Source organism: Priestia abyssalis, from assembly GCF_002019595.1.
Lineage (GTDB): Bacteria > Bacillota > Bacilli > Bacillales > Bacillaceae_H > Bacillus_BA > Bacillus_BA abyssalis.
Window position 1 is genome coordinate 2091085 of the sequence record NZ_KV917369.1, and the last position, 14660, is coordinate 2105744.

The 14660-nt window shown below is 42.2% G+C and carries 15 protein-coding genes; 11 read left to right on the forward strand and 4 right to left on the reverse strand.

Annotated elements, in window-relative coordinates; translation table 11 throughout:
* Window positions 1-143: 143 nt before the first annotated feature.
* Complete coding sequence (locus BK575_RS28470) at window positions 144-317, reverse strand: hypothetical protein (protein ID WP_169907688.1); 174 nt, start codon at window positions 315-317, stop codon at window positions 144-146.
* A gap of 557 nt (window positions 318-874) precedes the next feature.
* Here BK575_RS28470 and BK575_RS09585 point away from each other — a divergent pair.
* The 4 genes from BK575_RS09585 (at window position 875) to BK575_RS09600 (ending at window position 3552) form a co-directional block, all read left to right on the forward strand.
* Window positions 875-1006, forward strand: coding sequence for an FbpB family small basic protein (locus BK575_RS09585; protein WP_078410178.1), 132 nt, complete (start codon window positions 875-877; stop codon window positions 1004-1006).
* A 71-nt stretch (window positions 1007-1077) separates the two neighbouring features.
* Window positions 1078-1524 carry a DUF6376 family protein gene (locus BK575_RS09590; protein WP_078410179.1) on the forward strand — a complete coding sequence of 149 codons (447 nt, stop codon included), beginning with the start codon at window positions 1078-1080 and terminating at the stop codon, window positions 1522-1524.
* Window positions 1525-1885: 361 nt separating this feature from the next.
* Window positions 1886-2716 (forward strand): undecaprenyl-diphosphate phosphatase, encoded by an 831-nt coding sequence (locus BK575_RS09595; protein ID WP_078410180.1) that lies wholly within the window; start codon window positions 1886-1888, stop codon window positions 2714-2716.
* A gap of 194 nt (window positions 2717-2910) precedes the next feature.
* Complete coding sequence (locus tag BK575_RS09600; RefSeq protein ID WP_078414726.1) at window positions 2911-3552, forward strand: peptidylprolyl isomerase; 642 nt, start codon at window positions 2911-2913, stop codon at window positions 3550-3552.
* Window positions 3553-3654: 102 nt separating this feature from the next.
* On the opposite strand, the gene BK575_RS09605 is transcribed toward BK575_RS09600, so the two are convergent.
* From BK575_RS09605 to BK575_RS09615, 3 genes are all read right to left on the reverse strand, one after another.
* Window positions 3655-4578: an AEC family transporter gene (locus BK575_RS09605; protein WP_078410181.1), complete on the reverse strand. Its 924-nt coding sequence runs from the start codon at window positions 4576-4578 to the stop codon at window positions 3655-3657.
* Window positions 4578-5015 (reverse strand): hypothetical protein, encoded by a 438-nt coding sequence (locus BK575_RS09610; protein WP_078410182.1) that lies wholly within the window; start codon window positions 5013-5015, stop codon window positions 4578-4580. Before BK575_RS09610 ends, BK575_RS09605 begins: the two co-directional genes overlap by 1 nt.
* Window positions 5016-5227: 212 nt before the next feature.
* Entirely contained in the window at window positions 5228-6100 is an 873-nt protein-coding gene (locus tag BK575_RS09615; protein ID WP_078410183.1) for a LysR family transcriptional regulator, read from the reverse strand.
* 262 nt (window positions 6101-6362) lie between these two features.
* On the opposite strand from BK575_RS09615, the gene BK575_RS09620 reads away from it, so the two are divergent.
* The 7 genes from BK575_RS09620 (at window position 6363) to BK575_RS09650 (ending at window position 14490) form a co-directional block, all read left to right on the forward strand.
* Window positions 6363-6608: a DUF2164 domain-containing protein gene (locus tag BK575_RS09620; RefSeq protein WP_078410184.1), complete on the forward strand. Its 246-nt coding sequence runs from the start codon at window positions 6363-6365 to the stop codon at window positions 6606-6608.
* A 187-nt stretch (window positions 6609-6795) separates the two neighbouring features.
* On the forward strand, window positions 6796-7788 hold the full coding sequence (locus tag BK575_RS09625) for a thiamine pyrophosphate-dependent dehydrogenase E1 component subunit alpha (RefSeq protein ID WP_078410185.1): 993 nt from the start codon (window positions 6796-6798) through the stop codon (window positions 7786-7788).
* Between the two features lie 23 nt (window positions 7789-7811).
* Window positions 7812-8846 (forward strand): alpha-ketoacid dehydrogenase subunit beta, encoded by a 1035-nt coding sequence (locus BK575_RS09630; RefSeq protein ID WP_078410186.1) that lies wholly within the window; start codon window positions 7812-7814, stop codon window positions 8844-8846.
* Window positions 8847-8874: 28 nt separating this feature from the next.
* On the forward strand, window positions 8875-10104 hold the full coding sequence (locus BK575_RS09635) for a dihydrolipoamide acetyltransferase family protein (RefSeq protein ID WP_078410187.1): 1230 nt from the start codon (window positions 8875-8877) through the stop codon (window positions 10102-10104).
* A gap of 16 nt (window positions 10105-10120) precedes the next feature.
* Entirely contained in the window at window positions 10121-11500 is a 1380-nt protein-coding gene (gene lpdA / locus BK575_RS09640; protein WP_078410188.1) for a dihydrolipoyl dehydrogenase, read from the forward strand.
* 175 nt (window positions 11501-11675) lie between these two features.
* Window positions 11676-12182 (forward strand): zinc-binding dehydrogenase, encoded by a 507-nt coding sequence (locus BK575_RS09645; RefSeq protein ID WP_235867348.1) that lies wholly within the window; start codon window positions 11676-11678, stop codon window positions 12180-12182.
* A 430-nt stretch (window positions 12183-12612) separates the two neighbouring features.
* Window positions 12613-14490: a sigma-54-dependent Fis family transcriptional regulator gene (locus BK575_RS09650; protein ID WP_078410189.1), complete on the forward strand. Its 1878-nt coding sequence runs from the start codon at window positions 12613-12615 to the stop codon at window positions 14488-14490.
* Window positions 14491-14660: the final 170 nt, after the last annotated feature.

The following is a 14660-nucleotide window of genomic DNA, read 5'->3' on the forward strand; positions in this document are numbered from 1 at the left end:
ACGTTATTTTGCTCAAGTGGATGGAATATAATGTGCCTAATCTTCTCATCCTAAATAAAGAAATAAGAACGTTTTCTGTCAAATTCTATCTTGTTTTTTAGGAGTGCAGGAAATTCTGTATGAAAAAAAACAAGAAGTAGATATTATGTATGTTTGTTTTCGGCTGCTTCTTGTTTTTTACCTGATCCAAATAGGTTGGAAATGCGTAAATCATACCCTTCGCTTTCTGCACTTACGTGAATAATATCTTCGTTTGCGCCTTTTTTGCTTGAGTTCTCTATTTGATCGGTATATTGGTCAAACGTATCCTTTTCCATGTCGATCACCTCTTAGTTAGTTTTCTTCCCAATCGTGAAGTTATACATAAACACTGTTTTATGTTAGTTCTACAAAGGTTCTTTATTGTTTGACGCTATTTTTTAGTTTTTTATTTGACGTAATGACTCCATTCGGGTTATGATGAATTCAAATAAATGAAACGTGTTTTCTCCAAAGGGGAGTAGCTGTTACAACAAAGTCGTCATGACGGGATCCAAATCCCCGGCTTTGTTGGCAATGTTTATTGCTAGCGAGACCTTTGCCAATGTATATTGGTAAAGGTCTTTTGTACTTAACGCCTTTACCATTGAAAATGGTAGGGGCGTTTTTCATTTACGGGAAAGCACGTAGTTTTGATTTAAGAATTTGTGAAAATCAATATGAGAAGGGAGCACAATCATGTCTAAACTTTCGAAAGTACTCAAAAGCACTGCATTTAAGAAAGGATTGAAGATGGCAAGAAAACGGCTGGTCCCTATCATTATGAACAAAATCAAAAAGAGAAAAGGCAAAAAGACATTTTAAGCCTTTTTTGCTGGTAAGAAGGTGAGTAACGATGAGAAAAACAATTAAACTTTCATTCGAACAGTTAGTATTGGAAAACAAAAAAGAGTTAATGAACAACGAACAAGAAATGAAAAAAATTGAGCAGCGAATTGATGATAAACATTCTAAGCTTGCTAAGTGATATTTTATGTCAGAATTTCGTTAAATAGAAAGTGTCGTATGCAACCAATCTTTATGAAATGAGGTATTTGAATGAAAAAATGGCTGATTGCTGTTTCTGCCGTTCCTTTTTTGCTTCTTGGAGGGTGTTCTTCCTTAGAAGGTGTGAACAACACATTGACGTATGTCAATGAAGCGACGGACTATGTCAATGAAGCTAGTACGTTTGCGAATGAGATTCCGGCTCTTGCCGAACAAGCTGTTAGTGACCAGCAAGCGGCACAAGAGTTGGAGACGAAGCTGCAAGAGATGAAGCAAGATATAGAAGACTTCAACGCACTTCAGCCGCCGGACATGGCTGCAGATTTGCACCAGCAAATTGTGGAACAAAATAATCAAGTCGTACAGGGAATTGACTTGTACTTAAACAATGTGGAAGAAGGCAAGCTTGACCCGTCCCTGCTGGAGAATACAGAAATCTTTCAGTCCATACAAGAAATTACGAGCATTATCGACCAGATTAAACAATTGGGACAATAGCCGAATCCTTTAATGGATAAGGGAGTTTTCAACAATGGAGTGAGCCGCGGGAATGTTCCGCGGCTCACTCCATTGTTTCGGTTTCTTGATGGATTTTATACCCGTTTGGCAACTGGTTTTCAATAGCCTCAATGGATGAAAATTTCTCTTCATTCGATCGAGGGACATTCACAATCGGTTCATCAGCCGCATAGGTCTAGAAAATTTGGCGTGGCCGCTCTTTGGTCATGTCGAATTTTCTAAATCGATCTATATAGTACAAGACAAACAAATAGCAGTTGCGGTATAATGATGTACTTGAAGTGCAATTAAACTATAAGAATTGAAATTTTACAAATTGGCACAAGGAGAATTAAAAAAGATGGACTTATTGATGATTTTAAAAGCAATTATTTTAGGCCTTGTTGAAGGATTAACAGAATTCGCGCCCGTTTCATCAACAGGTCACATGATTATCGTGGATGATATGTGGCTGCATTCAGAACAATTTTTAGGCAAATATACAGCCAATACATTTAAAATTGTCATTCAGCTCGGTTCGATTTTGGCGGTTGTCTTCGTTTTTAAAGACCGTTTTATAGATATGCTGGGATTGGGGCGCTTCAACAAAAATGCCGCTCAGCAGCCGAATCGTCTTAAGCTGACCCAAGTTATCGTTGGGTTAATTCCTGCAGGCGTTTTAGGAGTATTATTTGAAGATTATATTGATGAACATTTATTTTCGACAGCTACCGTGTTAATCGGTTTGGTTATAGGAGCGGTCTTTATGATTTTGGCTGACTTTTTTGGTGCGAAAGATCCAAAAGTTCAAACGGTCGACCAAATTACGTATAAACAAGCGTTGACAGTCGGACTCATTCAATGTCTTTCGTTATGGCCTGGTTTTTCCCGTTCCGGTTCTACCATTTCCGGCGGTGTTTTGCTTGGAATGAGCCACCGTGCAGCGGCTGATTTTACTTTTATTATGGCCGTTCCAATCATGTTTGGCGCAAGCTTTCTGTCATTGCTGAAAAACTGGCAATACTTTACGCTGGATGCGCTGCCGTTTTTTATCGCTGGCTTTATTAGCGCCTTCGTATTTGCGTTAATCTCGATTCGCTTTTTCTTGAAGCTGATCAACAAAATTAAACTCGTTCCGTTTGCAATTTATCGTATTGTTTTAGCTGCAATCATTTACGTTGTTTACTTTTAATTTACATGCTGTTTAAACGATAGAGTAAGTTTTTTCGGGAGGATGGCTCAAAAGTTATTTTTATATCTTTTGGGTCATCCTCTCTCCCATTTTTGGGTGTTAAATGTTACCATCATATAGAGATATTCTTGATAGTCCTAAAACTTTAAGTGAATCAAATTGGGACAAGCACTATAGGAAGGAGATTAATGAAAATGAAACTTCGAATGTCCATGTATCCGATTTTGGCTGTTATTTTTATTCTTGGCTTCCTCTTATCAGGGTGCGGAGCAGAGAAAGAACAGAAAACCCCAAGTGTGAAAAAAATTCAAGTGGAGAAAAACCCGGTTGTGACCATCGTCATGGAGGATAATCAGGAAATAAAACTGGAACTCTATCCGGACATCGCTCCAAATACAGTCGTGAATTTCGTTTCTTTAGTCCAAAAGGGATTTTATGATGGATTAACGTTCCATCGTGTTATTCCAGAATTTATGATCCAAGGGGGAGACCCAGAAGGAAATGGAAGCGGCGGGCCTGGATATACCATTGCGGGAGAGTTCAGCTCTAACGGCTTTGAAAACGACTTAAAACATGAAGCTGGTGTCATTTCAATGGCAAGAACGAATGATCCGAACTCTGCGGGTTCACAATTTTTTATCATGGCGGGAGATGCTACGCATTTGGATGGCGAATATGCAGCTTTCGGTAAAGTGACAGAGGGCATAGAGGCTGTCAAACAAATTGTGGAAGTCGAGCGTGACGGCCAGGATAAGCCATTAAAAGAACAAAAGATGAAAAAAGTAACAGTCGAAACGTTCGGAGAAGAATATGGTGAGCCTGAGGTTATCAAATAATACATCCTTGTGTTGCGGGTGGAAATGAAAAACAAAAAGCTTACTTCGAGAAAAGGGTATCTTTTTCTTGAGGCAAGCTTTTTTCGTGCAGGCCCATGAGCTTTAAAATAACATTTTCGATCCATATACAACGATGGTGACGGTCATGCTGCTGAATACAGTCGACATCAAAACCGCTTGAGCCGCATATTCGGGATGATTCCCGTACTCAAGGGCAAACTGGGCACTGTTTCTTGAAGTCGGGAATGAGCTTGCGATAAGCAGCGCTTGGGCGGTTGTCCCTTCAAGTTTTAATGATAAAATCAAGAGAAGGGCAATAACGGGAGAAAGAATTAAGCGGCCGCTCAAGCTCAAAACGAGCGGCAATGAGAAACGGTTAAGTTCCAAATAAGCACTCTGGGCGCCGAGTGTAACAAGCGCAATGGCCAGAAACGCATTGGAACTGTTTTCGATCGGTGCCCAAATGAATGAAGGAATGTTAATCGCTGTCGTATTGAACAGCAAACCGAGCAACAGCGCGTAAATCATGGGGTTTTTCAACAACTCCCGCAGAACTTTTGTACCGTTCGACTGGCCGGATACTGAATTCATCAATCCGTAAGTGTAGGTAAGGAGATTTTGAAAAATGGTCACCACCACTTGGATCGACAGGCCGAGCGGATTTTGGTGGAAAACGAGCTGGCTGACGGGAAGTCCGAAGTTCCCGGAATTACTTAGGACGAAGCTATTTTTAAAAGCAGCGGAAAGGCTTTGGTCAAAATTGGCCATTTTCGCCATTCCTGTACTGAGAGTGATTAAACAAACACTTTGCAGCAACAAGAAGCCGAGGGTGTCCAACAGGATGGCTCCGCCAATGCTGCTTTCATAAATATTGACGAATCCCACGCATGGTAATAAAAAGTAGGTGTTCAATTTTGATAAGGTATTCATATCGAACGTAAATTTTCGATGAAGAAATACACCCGCCCCAATAAGGAAAAATACAGGTAAGATAACGTTCATTACGATCAAGGCTAAAACATCCATCAGAGACTTTCCTTTCTTTTCAGCATAGCGAGGCTGTTATTGATATTCGGAAATTTCAGTGTATTACATTCCTCCCGAATGAATGGATAATAAGAATCCCTCTGATAGAAGTTTCCTGTATATATTTCATCCGGTTTGAATATTTGGATAAAGACATGATAGCCATTATGGTATTTCACCGTATAAGCTATGTCATATTTTCCTGTGGTCTCGTCATGGATTTCCGCAATATCAATGAGCGGCAAGCAAAAGTATTTTCCCGTTAAGGGTTCACTCACGGTCAATCGTTCGACTCCGGTATGAATTTTGGCCGTTTTGATATAGCTCATGAAATGAAATCCGGCAACTCCGTGGACCTCATCTTGCAAAGTCGCATCAAAGTCATCGCCTTCGTGATTTTTAAAAATATGGATCAGCCTCTTTGTCACTTTATTCATTTATCCGCCTCCATTCATGCTTTTATGATAAAATGAATGGCCGTTTAATGGAAATACCGATTATTTATTGCTGGATATATAGAAAAGGAATGGTAACGTATTCATTGGGGTTGTTCGCCTAATAAAAAAAACGTGGGTATTCTCCCGCGTTTCTTATTGTTCAATTGCACAAGCTATACTTATAGGGAATGAACGAGCCTGTTCGGCATTTCTTATATATCGTATTTAAAGTCCAATTTCTCTACGAATTTAACAAACTCTTTGATTAGCTTTATTTCAAGCGATTTTTGGTGATAAAACATCCATGTTTGTCGGATGATAGGCTTTCCTTGTGCATCCGCAAGATTAATGCGATGCAAATCATCGTGATTCTGGACCAGAACGCTTGGGAGAATTCCATATCCTAGCCCGTTAATGATCATTTCCTTACACGTATCCCCTTTGTCAACCTCCATTCCGATTAAAGGAGGCTGTGAGAATGTTCCGCTCCACCAATTGTCGATAATCGGTTTTAAGAGAGTATCTGTTTCGTATTCGATTCTTGGCAGGGAAGGCAAATCGCGAAGATCTATTTTCTCTTTAGAAGCGACGCAAATATTTTCCTCAAAGAGAAGGAGTTTCGATTCTGCCCATTGGTAATCTCCCCTTACGATTCCGATATGAACCTCTTGGTTGTATATGAGATTGAACACCTCACGGCTCCATCCTGTTGTGACTTTAAAGTCGACTTTCGGAAATCTTTCGCGAAAAAGTTTTAAAAGACGGGGCAGTTTGTGTTTGGAAATAAAATTAGAAACACCGAGCCTTAATGTTCCAACGACTTCTTCGTCCATGTTAAGGGCAGCTTCTTTAATTTCACGAAGGCGGTTAAGCATCTCATCGGCACATTTGGCGATATATTCTCCCTGAGGGGTGAAGTGAACCCCGCGCGTTCCCCGTTCGATAATGGCGACTTGAAATTCTTTCTCCATTTGTTGAATTCGCTTCGTCAAGGCCGGCTGTGAGATGTATAGACTTTGAGCTGTTTTTGTGATGTTCTTTTTTTCGTAAAGAACTTTTAAAATAAGCCAATCGCGATCATCCATTTTGCTTTCTCCATATCTTCTTAGTTTGCTGGAAGTATGTCAGGGTTATCATGCCATCTCTTCTTTCTATCTATCGTTTATATCTATTATACAAATCCAGTCTCTATTTAGGGAATATATGACATAACAGAGAATGGTTTTTGCTTTCCTTTTCATATGTGTACATAGAATAAGAAGAAAATAAAGACTATAAATGAGAGGTTTGTATTGATAAGCTCATAGTAATCTGTAAGGTTTCACTTAATCAAAGGGAGTGTTTTCATTGTTTATCAAATTTTCACAAGAACAAAAGAATCGAATGATAGCGGATATACAGCGTTTTTTTGAGGAGGAAAGAGGGGAAGAAATCGGGGAACTGGCCGCAGAGAGTGTTTTAGAATTTGTAAAGGAACATCTTGGCCCTCACTTTTACAATCAAGCAATCAAAGATACGAAAGAGTTGATAGAGCAAAAAATGCTTTCGATTGAAGAGGATTTATATGCTCTTGAGCGGCCGATTAAGGGTTAAGTCAAAAGAGTGTGCAGCTGTTATGGAGACGAAACGAGACAAAACGAGACGACTGTCTCGTTTTGTCTCGTTTTTTTTTTATAGAAGGATCGATAAAACTCTATCATTTCGCAGTTTAAATGTTGGCATGGTACTTGCAATAAATAAGAGTGAGGAAAAGAAAAGGAAAGACGGGAGGCTGAAAAGGATGGAAGTTACGCAAAGCAAAGGGGTTACATTAACCCGGGAGAAAGCTCGATGGATGTATGAAAAGATGTTGGAAATCCGCAAATTCGAAGATAAGGTGCATGAGCAGTTCGCGAAAGGAATTTTGCCTGGCTTCGTTCATTTATATGCGGGTGAGGAGGCAGTGGCTGTCGGAGTCTGTGCCCATCTTGATGACAAGGACAGCATTACGAGCACACACCGAGGACATGGTCATTGCATCGCTAAAGGTTGTGATTTAAATGGAATGATGGCCGAAATATACGGAAAGATTACGGGATTGTGTAAAGGAAAAGGCGGATCTATGCATATTGCGGATTTAGATAAAGGAATGTTGGGAGCGAACGGGATTGTAGGAGGCGGTTTTCCGCTTGCATGCGGCGCTGCTTTGACAGCCAAATACAAAAAGACAAATAATGTAAGCGTTTGCTTTTTTGGCGACGGCGCCAATAATCATGGAACGTTCCATGAGGGGGTCAACCTGGCTGCGATTTGGAAGCTTCCGGTGATTTTCGTTGCCGAGAATAATGGATACGCGGAAGCGACACCGTTTACGTATGCTTCCAGCTGCAAGACGATTGCCGATCGTGCCATTGCTTATAATATTCCTGGTATTCGTGTGGACGGAAAAGATGTACTAGCTGTTTATCAAGCAGCGGAAGAAGCGGTTCAAAGAGCTCGCAGAGGTGAAGGCCCGACGTTAATTGAATGCATAACATACCGAAATTACGGCCATTTTGAGGGAGATGCTCAAAAATATAAACCGGAAAGAGAAAAAGTGGAACATAAGCAGGAAAAGGATGCCATTGTCCAATTTAAAAATTATTTATTGAGTCAGCAATTGTTGGCGGAAAACGAATTAACGGCTTTAGAAGATTCTGTGGAAAAGGCAGTGGAACAAGCGGTTAAGTTTAGTGAAGAAAGTCCGTATCCAAGTGAATCAGAATTATTAACAGATGTCTATGTATCTTATTAATTCAATTTAAGGGGGAGAAAAAGATGGCAAGAACTTTAAGCATGTCCGCAGCAATCAATGAAGCGATGAAAATTGCAATGAGAAATGACGAGAATGTCATTTTGATGGGAGAGGATGTAGCTGGCGGCGCCCAAGTGGACCACTTGCAGGATGATGAAGCATGGGGCGGCGTACTTGGGGTTACGAAAGGATTGGTTCAGGAATTTGGCCGTGATCGGATTTTAGATACACCGATTGCAGAAGCCGGATATATAGGAGCGGCTATGGCAGCTGCCTCCACCGGATTACGGCCGGTTGCCGAGCTGATGTTTAATGACTTCATCGGCAGCTGCCTTGATGAAGTGCTGAATCAGGGAGCCAAATTCCGTTACATGTTTGGCGGAAAAGCCCAGGTGCCCGTTACGATCCGTACGATGCACGGAGCCGGATTCAGGGCAGCTGCCCAGCATTCCCAAAGTTTATATGCCTTGTTCACGAGCATCCCGGGGTTGAAAGTCGTTGTTCCGTCTACCCCTTATGATGCGAAAGGGCTATTGCTTGCAGCTATCGAAGACAATGATCCTGTTATCTTTTTCGAGGATAAGACTCTTTATAATATGACAGGCGATGTTCCTGAAGGACATTATACGATTCCATTAGGAAAGGCAGACATTAAGCGAGCAGGCTCGGACTTAACAATCGTCGCCATCGGCAAACAGGTCCACACCGCATTAACCGCTGCCGAACAGCTTGCAGCTAAAGGAATTGAAATTGAAGTCATTGATCCACGCAGTCTGTCGCCGCTTGATGAAGATACGATTCTTTCTTCTGTGGCGAAAACCAATCGTCTTGTCGTTATCGATGAAGCCAACCCGAGATGCAGCATCGCAACGGATATCGCTGCTTTAGTGGCAGATAAAGGATTTGATACACTCGATGCACCGATTAAAAGAATTACGGCACCGCATACGCCAGTACCTTTTTCTCCTCCTTTGGAAGATATTTATCTGCCTACACCGGAAAAAGTGGTGGCGGCCGTATCAGAGCTATTAGGGGATGCTTCGCTGCTAGGCGTGTGAATCGGTAAAAGAGAAGGGAGAGAACTAAATGGCTGTAGAAATTGTGATGCCGAAATTGGGAATGGCCATGAAAGAAGGAACTGTTTCGATTTGGAACAAGCAGGTTGGTGACCCTGTTGTGAAGGGGGAGCTTATCGCCAGCATCAATTCAGAAAAAATCGAAATGGAAATTGAGTCCCCGGCAGAAGGGACCCTTTTAGATATTATCGTTCCAGAGGGACAAGGCGTCCCTCCTGGTACTGTCATTTGCTACATCGGGGATGCGGGAGAACAAATTACTAGAGTCGAACAGAATTTAGAAACAGCGAAAACGGAAGTGGCAGCAGCGGCGACAATTACCAAGCAGCCGCAGTCCTCCGCGGGCAAAGCATCAAACGGTCGATTGAAAATTTCTCCTGTCGCACGGAAAATGGCCGAAGCCGCTGGTCTCGATCTTAATACGATCCAAGGAACCGGACCGGGAGGAAGGATTACAAAAGAGGATGTTCAGCAGGCAATTGATGGTGGCTGTTCGATTGAACCCCCAAAACAAAATGAAATGGTGAACTCTCTAGCTGACAGTGTAGAGCAAGCACAGAAGCTTCCGGTAACCGGTATGAGAAAAGTCATTGCCGAACGGATGCAAGAAAGCTTGCAAAGCAGCGCCCAATTAACATTGACGATGAAAGTGGATGTAACAGATCTTATGGCCCTGCAAAAACAAATAGGAGAAACGGTTCAAGCCCGCTATGAAACAAAACTGACTGTTACAGACTTTGTTGCCCGTGCAGTTGTGCTCTCACTCGGGCAGCATAAAGAGATGAACAGTGCATATATCGATGATCAAATCCATATTTTTGATCACGTTCACCTTGGGATGGCTGTTGCTTTGGAAAAAGGGTTAGTTGTACCCGTTATCCGGCATGCGCAGAATGACTCGCTCGTCCAGTTGGCGAAAAACATGAAGACACTTGCTGAGCGGGCGCGAAATGGGCAGCTTGGCAGCGATGAGATGAAAGGTTCAACGTTTACAATCAGCAATCTTGGGGCTTACGGGGTTGAGCACTTCACGCCAATATTGAATTCACCGGAAGCAGGTATTCTAGGGGTTGGAGCCGCCTATGACACACCCCTGTATAAAGGGGAAGAATTGCAGCGAAGAACGATTTTGCCGCTGAGCTTAACGTTTGATCACCGTGTATTGGACGGGGCGCCTGCTGCAGCCTTTCTCCGTACCATCAAGCGATATTTAGAAGAACCGTTTATGATGCTCGTATAGAAAGAAGGTGGAGAAGATGACAACGTTAGTTATTATTGGAGGAGGACCTGCAGGATATGTGGCGGCAATTACTGCCGCCCAGCAGGGACAGCAAGTCATTCTCATTGACCAGGGGCCTTTAGGCGGAACGTGTTTAAATGAAGGATGCATGCCGACGAAATCATTATTGGAGAGTGCGGAAGTGTACGATAAAGTCAAACATGCTGAAGAGTTTGGAATTAATCTTTCATCCGTTCGAGTAGGAATTAATTGGGGCCGTGTTCAACTGCGTAAGAATGAGGTCATCCAAACACTCGTTCAAGGTATAGGTTATTTAATGAAGAAAAATAGAGTTAAAGTGATAAAAGGAAAGGCTTCTTTTTTGACTGCACACCGTTTATGTGTGGAGCACGAGGGAACACAAGAAATCATAGAAGGGGATCGTTTTATAATTGCCTCGGGATCAGAGTCTGTTAGCTTACCGTTTGCTCCATTTGATGGTGAGTGGGTAGTTCACAGCGGGCAGGCGATGTCCCTTCCTGTTGTTCCTTCTTCCCTTCTCATTATAGGAGGAGGAGTGATAGGCTGCGAGTTTGCGAGTATATACAGCCGTATGGGAACAAAAGTCACTGTCGTTGAGATGGCGGACCAGCTTCTGCCTGGTGAGGATGAGGATATTGCTTCTGTCTTACATAAGGAGCTTGAGAAAGATGGCGTAACGGTGTATACCTCCACTTCTTTAAAAGAATTGAATAAAGAGAAAAAGCAGGCCGTATTTGAAAACCAAGATGGTGTTCATGAACAAAGAGCCGATTACGTGCTCATTTCTGTTGGAAGAAAGCCGAGAGTAGCAGATTTGAATTTAGAGAACATAGGTATTTACTATTCTCCGAAAGGAATTAAAGTCAATGAACATATGCAAACGAACTTACCCCATATTTATGCGTGCGGAGATGTAACCGGAGGGATACAACTTGCCCATGTTGCATTTCATGAGGGAAGCGTTGCTGCACTGCATGCCGGCGGCCATGATGTAAAAGTGAATTACCGTGCCGTTCCCCGCTGCATTTACACATCGCCTGAGATTGCCAGTGTCGGGATGAACGAGAAACAGGCGAGGAGTCATTACGGTGATATTCGAGTCGGAGAGTTTCCATTCGCTGCAAACGGCAGATCGCTCATTCTAAATCAGCGGGTTGGAAAGGTAAAAGTAATGGTGGAACCGCAATACAATGAAATCATTGGGTTGTCGATTGTCGGACCGCATGCGACAGAATTAATCGGGCAGGGAACAGTCATGCTGCATGCCGAAATGACTGCGGATGTGATGGAGGATTTCATCGCTGCCCATCCAACGCTGTCAGAAGCGATTCATGAAGCGCTGCTCAGTGCCGTTGGTCATGCCGTACATGTTTAATATATAGATCGATTTAGAAAGTTGGACATGGCCAAAGAACGGTCATGTCCAACTTTCTAGACCTATGCGGATGCCACCCCCCTTGCGGGGTTGGCGCCATCCGCATAGGTGAACCCTTGAGGGCAAATTCAAGTTGTCTGGATTGGTGATTATGATACCTTTCGATTGAATGAAGATGTGTGGAGTTATTCAAGCAACCAAAGCAGCGGGGGCAAGTCAAATTATTGCCGTTGAAGTATCTCCCGAGCGCAGGGAAATCGCTAAACAAGTCGGTGCACATATTGTGGTCAATCCATTGGATGTGGATACTGTTCAAACCATTAAAGATCATACAAATGGACTTGGTGTTGATGTAGCGTTTGAGGTGGCCGGTATTGAACCGACCATTAATGCAGCCATTCAATCCACCCGATCAGAAGGAAATGTCGTCAACATCAGTATATGGGAAAAGCCGGCCTCAATCCCGTTGAATAATTTTATCTTAACGGAACGGAAAATGACTAGCATCATCGCTTATCGAAACATTTTCCCACAGGTTATCCAGCTCATTGCCAACGGCCAAATCCAAGCTTCGGAGTTAGTGACCAAACATATTGGATTAGATGATATCGTTTCTGAGGGATTTGAGGCTTTAACACAAAGCAAAAGCCAAATTAAAATATTGGTAAACCCGTCTCTTTAAGACGTGTTTTTTATAAAAACATTCAATGTTAGTAAATCTGTAAATCTTTCAGCCTTTCAATTTAGCTTTGCGCCAAAACCTTGCGCGAAGCTTTTTGTGTGTTTTCTGCGATAATTTGGTAAATATGAAAACGTCTATATAAGTATTACTTAATTTTTCAACGTTTATTATTGAGTTTTACACTATCTACGCATGTTTTGGTCTTCCATCTCGAATATGCTCACAAAGGTTTATGTGGATTTATATATATTGAAAGCGCTTTTGTTATCAACTATAATGGTAAAAAATACTCCGAATAAACACCTTGTTTTTTTCTTCAGCAATATCCCTTTTTCATTTTCCACTTAATTACACATCATGACATAACCTTTAAAAGCAGTGCAGATGAACATTTATGCCAAATGATAAACGAAATTTTGAGGGGGATCTAATGTTTGGTACAACCTGTTATATGAATACATGGAAGCGCTTTGTAAATGAGGGAATCCTTGAGTCATCCAGGCTAAACAAACGAATCATGGAGTCGTGGTACCGCTGCAAGCAGGAGGATGTGAATCCGTATTTAAGCCAGGGGCAGCATATTTTAACAAATGGGGAACTTATCGCTCAAAAAGAGAAAAACTCGTTATTTCTCAATGCAGCTTTATCTCCTTTGGAAAAAATGAAAGAGGTCATTGAGGAGTCGAAAATGATGGCCTTATTAGTTGATCCTGAGGGGTATGTTTTGTCCTTAACAGGAAATAAAGGCGTCTTGCATGATGCGCGGAAAATCAATTTTGTTGAGGGGGTTCGCTGGACGGAGCAAGAAGTGGGAACGAATGCAATCGGAACAGCTCTCCAAACGGGAGAAGCGGTCATGATCAGCGGGACAGAACATTACTCAGTCGCTTCCCATCATTGGAGCTGTTCGGCAGCACCCATTTACAGTGATGACAGGAAGCTTCTTGGAATCATTGATGTTTCCTGCCCTGTAAATAGTACTCATCCTTTTATGCTTGGAATGGTGGCTTCTCTTGCACATTCGATTGAACGAGAATTAAGTGTACGAGCTCATAAACATAAGATGGAGCTGATTCATAAATGCATCGACTTCATTGAAATAAACCAGCCGTTAATTATTTGTGATGATCAAAAGACGGTGGTGGCGAGCAGTAAGTCTGTTCGTCAGCGAATCCCAAACGTTGTTGGCATGAGAGTGAATGAACTATTGCCATACGGATTTCGGGTTGAAACGGAAAGCCCCGTTTTTTCAGAGAATCATAAGAATGTAATCGGAACATGCTTGCATTTATCGGAAGAAATGCTCCGAAAACCAGATGAACCGTTCGTTTCCGCTTTTTCTTCTAAGTCATTTTATTTTGAAGGGGAGACCGGTACGAGCCAAGCGTTTCAGCGTACTTTACATGACATGAAGCGTGTGGCCCTGACGGATGCCAGCGTTTATATATTGGGAGAAACCGGGACGGGAAAAGAGCTGGTTGCAAAAGCCATCCATGAAAACAGTTCACGCAAAGACGGCCCTTTTATTGCTTTGAATTGCGGTGCTATTCCTAAAGAGCTGATGGAAAGCGAACTGTTCGGTTATGTAGAAGGGGCATTCACAGGGGCGAAGCGTCAGGGCTATAAGGGGAAATTCGAACAGGCAAACAACGGGACCCTTTTCCTTGATGAAATTGGTGAGATTCCTCCATCTATGCAAGTGGCCCTTTTGCGTGTTTTACAAGAACGAAAGGTGACACCTGTTGGCGGGATAAAAGAAATTTCTTTAAATATTCGAATCATCACAGCTACACATCGTGATCTTCTTCAACTCGTTCACGAAGGAACATTCCGTGAAGATTTATACTACCGCCTCCATGTGTATCCAATGTATGTTCCATCTTTACGTGATAGGAAAGAAGACATTCCCCGCTTAGTACGTTATTTTTGCCAGAAAAACAATTGGACCATTAAATGGCCGGATGAATGTTTTGATAGACTTATGCAGTACGAGTGGCCGGGAAACATCCGGGAATTATTCAACGTATTGGAGCGGTTGCAAATTGTATCGCCAAACGGGTCCATAACTCCATTGCAAATATCCGACTTGCTGCCTGAGCTGAATACCCGCCTCCGATGGCCGGCTTCATCTATTTCGGACGGGGAACAAACCGAGCCTTCAACTCAACTGACATTGCGTGAAAAAATCCAAAAGGACTTGATGATGGAGGCATTACAAAAAACAAAGGGAAATGTGACAATGGCTGCCAAATTATTGGATATCCCAAGAAGTACTTTTTACAAGCGGCTTCAGAAATTTAATTTGTAGATGGTTTTCATGCTGAATAAAGCTAAAATGGTGATATGCCGAAAATTCCTGATAGCAGGAATGAATAGACATTGACGATCTGTAAATATAATAGTTGATAAAGTGACCTCCTCTTGAACAAAGGCAAGGGGAGTTTTTTTATGGAAATGACATGTAACTGCCTGTAACAA

Excerpts from the sequence above, each read along its gene's own strand:
- BK575_RS28470 (WP_169907688.1), bottom strand. The coding sequence starts at position 317 with ATGGAAAAGGATACGTTTGACCAATATACCGATCAAATAGAGAACTCA.
- BK575_RS09585 (WP_078410178.1), top strand. The coding sequence starts at position 875 with ATGAGAAAAACAATTAAACTTTCATTCGAACAGTTAGTATTGGAAAAC.
- BK575_RS09590 (WP_078410179.1), top strand. The coding sequence starts at position 1,078 with ATGAAAAAATGGCTGATTGCTGTTTCTGCCGTTCCTTTTTTGCTTCTT.
- BK575_RS09595 (WP_078410180.1), top strand. The coding sequence starts at position 1,886 with ATGGACTTATTGATGATTTTAAAAGCAATTATTTTAGGCCTTGTTGAA.
- BK575_RS09600 (WP_078414726.1), top strand. The coding sequence starts at position 2,911 with ATGAAACTTCGAATGTCCATGTATCCGATTTTGGCTGTTATTTTTATT.
- BK575_RS09605 (WP_078410181.1), bottom strand. The coding sequence starts at position 4,578 with ATGGATGTTTTAGCCTTGATCGTAATGAACGTTATCTTACCTGTATTT.
- BK575_RS09610 (WP_078410182.1), bottom strand. The coding sequence starts at position 5,015 with ATGAATAAAGTGACAAAGAGGCTGATCCATATTTTTAAAAATCACGAA.
- BK575_RS09615 (WP_078410183.1), bottom strand. The coding sequence starts at position 6,100 with ATGGATGATCGCGATTGGCTTATTTTAAAAGTTCTTTACGAAAAAAAG.
- BK575_RS09625 (WP_078410185.1), top strand. The coding sequence starts at position 6,796 with ATGGAAGTTACGCAAAGCAAAGGGGTTACATTAACCCGGGAGAAAGCT.
- BK575_RS09630 (WP_078410186.1), top strand. The coding sequence starts at position 7,812 with ATGGCAAGAACTTTAAGCATGTCCGCAGCAATCAATGAAGCGATGAAA.
- BK575_RS09635 (WP_078410187.1), top strand. The coding sequence starts at position 8,875 with ATGGCTGTAGAAATTGTGATGCCGAAATTGGGAATGGCCATGAAAGAA.
- lpdA (WP_078410188.1), top strand. The coding sequence starts at position 10,121 with ATGACAACGTTAGTTATTATTGGAGGAGGACCTGCAGGATATGTGGCG.
- BK575_RS09645 (WP_235867348.1), top strand. The coding sequence starts at position 11,676 with ATGTGTGGAGTTATTCAAGCAACCAAAGCAGCGGGGGCAAGTCAAATT.
- BK575_RS09650 (WP_078410189.1), top strand. The coding sequence starts at position 12,613 with ATGTTTGGTACAACCTGTTATATGAATACATGGAAGCGCTTTGTAAAT.